The organism is Salipiger marinus, assembly GCF_900100085.1.
Taxonomy (GTDB): Bacteria; Pseudomonadota; Alphaproteobacteria; order Rhodobacterales; family Rhodobacteraceae; genus Salipiger; species Salipiger marinus.
Genome location: NZ_FNEJ01000060.1, coordinates 1 through 5,757, shown reverse-complemented (window position 1 = coordinate 5,757; position 5,757 = coordinate 1). Strand labels below are relative to the sequence as shown.

General features: G+C 68.0%; 5 protein-coding genes and 1 pseudogene. 2 read left to right on the top strand and 4 right to left on the bottom strand.

Annotated features, from left to right (window positions below; translation table 11 throughout):
• Positions 1 to 121: 121 nt before the first annotated feature.
• Both BLR51_RS26550 and tnpB read left to right on the top strand, forming a co-directional pair.
• Positions 122 to 445 (top strand): annotated as a pseudogene (locus tag BLR51_RS26550) (transposase); the annotation flags it as partial.
• Positions 442 to 804: an IS66 family insertion sequence element accessory protein TnpB gene (gene tnpB, locus BLR51_RS26545; protein WP_089852555.1), complete on the top strand. Its 363-nt coding sequence runs from the start codon at positions 442 to 444 to the stop codon at positions 802 to 804. The pseudogene BLR51_RS26550 and the gene tnpB, both read left to right, overlap by 4 nt.
• A 147-nt stretch (positions 805 to 951) precedes the next feature.
• Here tnpB and BLR51_RS26540 read toward each other — a convergent pair whose 3' ends face one another.
• The 4 genes from BLR51_RS26540 to BLR51_RS26525 form a co-directional block, all read right to left on the bottom strand.
• Positions 952 to 2,259 carry an HlyD family type I secretion periplasmic adaptor subunit gene (locus tag BLR51_RS26540; RefSeq protein ID WP_089852554.1) on the bottom strand — a complete coding sequence of 436 codons (1,308 nt, stop codon included), beginning with the start codon at positions 2,257 to 2,259 and terminating at the stop codon, positions 952 to 954.
• Positions 2,256 to 4,415 (bottom strand): type I secretion system permease/ATPase, encoded by a 2,160-nt coding sequence (locus BLR51_RS26535; RefSeq protein WP_207543709.1) that lies wholly within the window; start codon positions 4,413 to 4,415, stop codon positions 2,256 to 2,258. The genes BLR51_RS26540 and BLR51_RS26535 overlap by 4 nt, the downstream gene beginning before the upstream one ends.
• Positions 4,412 to 4,789, bottom strand: coding sequence for a hypothetical protein (locus BLR51_RS26530; protein WP_165616961.1), 378 nt, complete (start codon positions 4,787 to 4,789; stop codon positions 4,412 to 4,414). Before BLR51_RS26530 ends, BLR51_RS26535 begins: the two co-directional genes overlap by 4 nt.
• A 44-nt stretch (positions 4,790 to 4,833) precedes the next feature.
• On the bottom strand, positions 4,834 to 5,757 hold a 924-nt coding region (locus BLR51_RS26525; RefSeq protein ID WP_207543708.1), incomplete at its 5' end, for a VCBS domain-containing protein.

Here is a 5,757-nt window from a genome sequence, read left to right as displayed (position 1 = left end):
AACGGAATAGGCTCGAAGCCGACCTTCGCCGCGCGCTGCACGAACGACCGCTGTCAGCTTAGAGTAGGATTTCACACTCTCCCGCAAACGACCCGTTACGGGTCCGACAGGCCGACGGCGCTGGCCGGAGCATGTGAAGGCGTCGGTCGTGCTGGAGACCTACCGCGACGGCGTGTCGGTTGCCGACATCGCCCGCAAGCACGAGATCTCAGCGCCTCAGTTGCACGCCTGGCGGCGGGCTGCTCGTGACGGGCTTCTGCCGATGCCGGACGATGACGCGCTTGAGTTCCTGCCGGTGTCGGTTTCGGACGACGCCGGGGATTCCCGGGAAGGTCGATCTGCTTCGCTGGTGCTGGAGCTCGGCGATATCCGTATCCTTGTCCCGCCGACATTCGACGCGCCCCACCTGAGCAGGGTGATCGCGGCAGTTCGGGGCGGCTCGTGATCTTGCCGGGCGGTCCGTACCAGATCTATCTTGCGACGCGGCCCGTCGACTTCCGCAAACAACATGCAGGCCTGTCGTTGATCGTTCAGGAGGTTCTCGGGCGGGACCCCTTCAGCGGCGCGATCTTCATCTTCCGCTCCAAGCGCGGCGATCAGTTGAAATGCCTGGTCTGGGATGGAACGGGTCTCGGGCTTGCCTACAAGAAGCTCGAGGGCGGCCCCTTCCGATGGCCGAAGCCGGCGGACGGGATGATCCGGCTGTCGTCGGCGCAGTTCTCGGCCCTCTTCGAGGGTATTGATTGGCGGGCTGTCCGGGCGGTCCGGGCGGAGCGGGGACACCGTCCCAATGTTGCCGAATAGCTGCGACAGGATGACTCGTGGCCATCTTTTATGCGGCATCACCATGGCCCGGGCAGCCGGGCAGCATGCACTTGGTCGGCGCCGCGGACCTGTCGGCTGAGTGTGGCTGCAAGGCGATGAGCAACACCAGCTGGGATGCGGATCTCATCATTCACGGAAGGCGCGGGAGCGCACGCGTTCCAGTGGTTGCAGAAGATAGTCGATTACGCGCCGCTCTCCGGCAAGGATGTCGACCTCGGCGGTCATGCCTGGCAGGATGCGCACCTGCAGGCCGTCCGCGTCAAGAATGGCGCCGGTCGTCTGCACTGTCACGACGAAGACCTCGCCCTCATCGCGCTCGTCCCGGCGCACGGCATTGGCGCCGATCCGCAGGATCGAACCTTCGAGCGAGCCGTAGCGGGTGAAGTCATAGGCGCTGATCTTGACGCGCACCGGCTGCTTTGGCTGCAGGAAGGCAATGTCCTGTGGCAGCACATAGGCTTCGACCAGCAGGCTGTCATCCAGCGGCACTATTTCGACCAGATCCTCGCCGGGCCGGACGGCCCCGCCCAGCGTCCGGCGGTGGATGCGGTTGACGATGCCGCGCACCGGGGCGCGCAGCACCGCGCGCGCCGCCAGACTTTCCAGCGCGGGCAGCGACGGGCGCAGGCTGGCAAGCTCGCCCGTCGCCTCGGCCATGTCGGCCAGAGCCTCGGAACGCAGCTCGCTGCGGACCGCCACCATGGTGTCATCGATTTCCGACAGGGCCGCGGCAACGCGCTGCAGCGAGGCCTGCCCCGACGCGATCCGGCCCGCCAGATCCTCCTCGCGCTGCCGGAGCGTGAGCAGCGTGGTCTGCGGTTCGATGCCGCGCTCGACCAGCGGGGCCAGCAGATCCCGTTCCTCGGTCACGATGGCCAGCGAGCGTTCGGCGGTGCGGATGTCGATCCGGGCCACCTCTTCTTCCTGCAGGCGCTGCTGGCGCTGGCGGTCAAGAACGGCAATCTGTGCCGCCAGTTCGGCGCTGCGCGCCAGATGCAGCGCCTGTTCGCTGGCCACAAGCTCTGGCGCGTCCCGCTCGACATCGGCGGGAAAGACCAGCGCGCGCCCCTCGATCTCCGCCGACAGCCGGGCGATCCGCGCCTCCAGCGCCCGGGCGCGCTGGATCTCGCGGTTGAGCTGGCTGGTCTGGACCAGCGCGTCGAGCTCGATCAGCGGATCACCGGCAGCGACCTCCTGACCTTCGCTCACAAAAACCTCGCGGATCACCCCTTCCTCGGAGGCCTGAACCTCCTGAATGTCCCCTGCGGGCACCACACGGCCCGGCGCCCGGGTCACATCGTCGATCACCGTCACGCTGGCCCAGAGCAGCGTCGCGGCGATCACGCCCACGATGGTGAACAGCAGCGCTGACGCGGTCAGCGGCGTGCGCCCCCGCATCTCGCGCGCCAGCACATCCAGATCCCCCCGCTTCATGCGGCACTTCCCGGCGCGGCCACGGGGCGGCGCTGCAGGATCGATTTCGGCCCGTCCGCAACCACCTTGCCATCATTGAGCACGATCACCCGGTCGACAAGCTCCAGAAGGCTGGGCCGGTGCGTCACCAGCAGCAGCGTCCGCCCCTCCAGAAGCGGCTTCAGCCGGGCGATCAGCGCCGCCTCGGAGGTGGTGTCCATCGCTGCGGTCGGCTCGTCGAGCAGCAGGATCGACGGCTCGTCCAGAAGCGCCCGCGCCAGCGCCACCGCCTGCCGCTGCCCCCCCGACAGCCCCTCGCCCCGTTCGGACAGGCGCATGGCATAGCCGTCCGGATGGCGGGCGGCGAAGTCCTCGACACCGGCAAGCTGGGCGGCCCGCAGGATCGCGGCATCGGTGGGCTGGTGCGACCCAAGCGCGATGTTCTCGCGCAGCGTGCCCGAGACCAGCCATGTGTCCTGAAGCACGGTGCCGATGTTGCGGCGCAGGTCGGCCGGATCGATCTGGCGCAGGTCGACGCCATCGGCGGTCACCGCCCCCGACCCCGGCGCATGCAGGCCCAGAACCAGCCGCGCGACCGTGCTCTTGCCCGACCCCACCGAGCCAAGGAAGGCGACCCGTTCCCCGGGCCGGATGGTGAAGCTGACCCCCTCCAGCGCCCGCCCGCGTTGGCCGGGATAGGCGAAATCCACGTTTTCGAACGCCACGCCCCCGGCAAGGATCGGACGGGCCAGCCACTGCCGCCCGGCAGGCCGTTCCACCGGCGCCTGCATCAGCCCGTCGAGGCTGCGATAGGAGGTGCGGGCCTGATGCAGCCGGGTCAGGGTCTGGGCGATGACCGCCAGCGGCGCCAGCGCCCGCCCCGTCAGGATGACCGAGGCGATGAGCACGCCCGAGGTGATCTCGCCCTCCACGACCAGCAGGGCGCCATAGACCACGATCAGGATCTGCGCCGCCTGCTGCAGGAAGCCGGTCAGGTTGATGGCAAGCTGCGTCACGCCCCGGCTGCGGGTGGCATAATCCGACTGCCGCGCCAGCGCCTCGGCCCATCGCGCCCGCATCCGCGCCCCGGCCCCGGTGGCCTTGATCGTCTCGATCCCCGTCAGCGTCTCGACCAGCACGGCCTGCTTGAGCTGCCCCTCCGACAGCATCCGGTCGGCCAGCCGCCCCAGCACCGGCTGCACCGCGACCCCGACCAGCAGGACCAGCGGCACGGCCACCGCCGGCACGATCACCAGCGGCCCGCCCAGAAAGAAGATCGCGGCCAGAAAGATCAGCACGAAGGGCAGATCGACCAGCGCCACAAGCGTGGCCGAGGTGAAGAAATCGCGCAGGGTCTCGAATTCGCGCAAGGTGGCGCTGACCGCGCCCACCGAGCCGCGCCGCGCGCCCTGCTGGATTCCGATGACATGGTCGAAGATCTGCTGCCCCATGCGCTGGTCCGCGCGCTGCCCGGCCTGATCGATGAAGGTCGCCCGGATCGTCTTCACCACAAGGTCGAAGACCAGCGCCAGCCCGACCCCCACCGTCAGCGCCAACAGCGAGTCGGTCGCCGCCGAGGGCAGGATGCGGTCATAGACGACCATGGTGAACAGCGACGCCACCAGCGCCAGCACATTGGTCACCACCGCCGCGATGCCCACCTGCACATAGGCCCAGCGATTGGCGGCCAGCGCGCCGCGGAACCAGTGCCCCTCGGCGCCGCCGGTGCCGTCATGCGCCCGCGCCGCCCGCGCCGGATCGACGCGCAGCGACAGAAGATGGCCCGTCCATCCGGAAAACAGGTCTGCGGCAGGCTTCGTCCACAGGCCATCGCCCTGCAGCGGATCGTGGATCACCACATCCTCCCCGCGCCGTTCATGCAGCACCACCGCCCCGCCGTCCCGCATCGGCAGGATCGCGGGCAGCAGCTCGGCTCCGATCCGCGCCGCCGCCCGCCGTCCGAAAAACGCCGAAAGCCCGGCACGTTCGGCGGCGATGATCGCCCGGCGCAGGCCTTGGGCCAGCGACGCATCGGCGCTCTGGGCCGGGGCCTCCTCTGCGGGCAGCGCCTCAAGAAGCGCGGCTTCGGACACGGGATGGCCCAGATGTGCCGACAGATGCATGACGCAGCGGGCCAGCGGATCGGGGCCGGTCACAGGCGCGGATCGGGTCATCATGACTCCCTGCCGGTCAGCCGGACCGAGGTGAGGGTTTCGGGAGAAAGCGCGAACAGGTCGAGGATGTCGCCGGTGACCGCATCGCAGACAAGCTGGATCAGCGTCGCAAGCGCCGAGATCTTGAAGCCCGCAGTGCCGCCCGATCGCAGGCTCAGAGACAGCTGCGGCACCACACAGCCTCCCGCAGCCAGCAAATCGGCCTCGCGTTCCAGCAGCGCGGCCTGGCTGCGCCCAAACGCGGGGCTGGGCGCCACGGCGCCACCGAACCGGCTTCCCACAAAATCAGACGCCAGCCACGCAAGGACCGTCCGCTCCCGCGGCTCCAACTTGGGTGGCGGCGCGCATACGCCCAGAAGCAACGCAGCAACAACCATGAGGCGGGCGCGTGTCCCCACGCGCCCGCCTGCGGCAGGCCTCCTCACAGGATCAGGTTCGACGCGACGAGGGCAGAAGGCGAGACGTCCTCAAGAACCACCACCGTATCGGCGTCCAGCTCTATACGCGTGTCATGCCCGCCCGGACCCTGGGGAGAGATCAGTACCTCGGCAGCTGCAAAATCGGCGATACCGAAGGCCGAGAGATCAATCCGGTCGCCCTCTCCGCCATCGAAGTCGAGGATCGTCACCGTACCGGCTTCGTCCTCCACCACGAAGCGGTCGGATCTGGCGCCGCCTTGCAGCCGGTCGTCACTGCTACCGCCAATCAGAGTGTCAGCTCCCTGATTTACAAGGATCTCGTCTCCGTCCGTGCTATCGCTCGTAGCAGTGTCAGTGAAACTGTTGTCGAAGGTGAAGGAACTGGCGCCCTCAAAATGACTGACCCCCGGCGCCCCGACGGTCAAGTTGTCAAACCCATGGCTGTTCACAGCTTCCGTGCCGCGAACCGCCTCGTCAACTGCCGACATGCCACTGACAGAAAAGCGGCTACTCCGAGGCATAAGGTCATCCGTGCCGGTGATGGTAACAGTCACCGTCTCGGTATCTCCTCCCGCTGTGGTCACTGTGAATCTGTCGGTCAGCGTATCCCCCGTACCAAGCGCTTGGATTGCGGCCTGGCTGTTGTCTGCGGCATAGCTCCAGGTGCCGTCCGTCCCCAGCGTGAAGCTGCCATAGCTCCCCGCCGTGGCCGCCTGTGCCACGAACACCGCCTCGCCGGTATCTGTATCGCTCACCGTGAGCGTGCCGCCCGTTGTCAGTGCGCCATTGGTAACGGCACTGTCTTCGGTGACGCTGCCGGTCTTGCCGCCCGCGATTACTGCAGCATCATTGATGCCAGTGAGTGTCACCGTCACCGTCTGCGTGGTCCCCCCCGCTGTGGTCACTGTGAACCTGTCGGTCAGCGT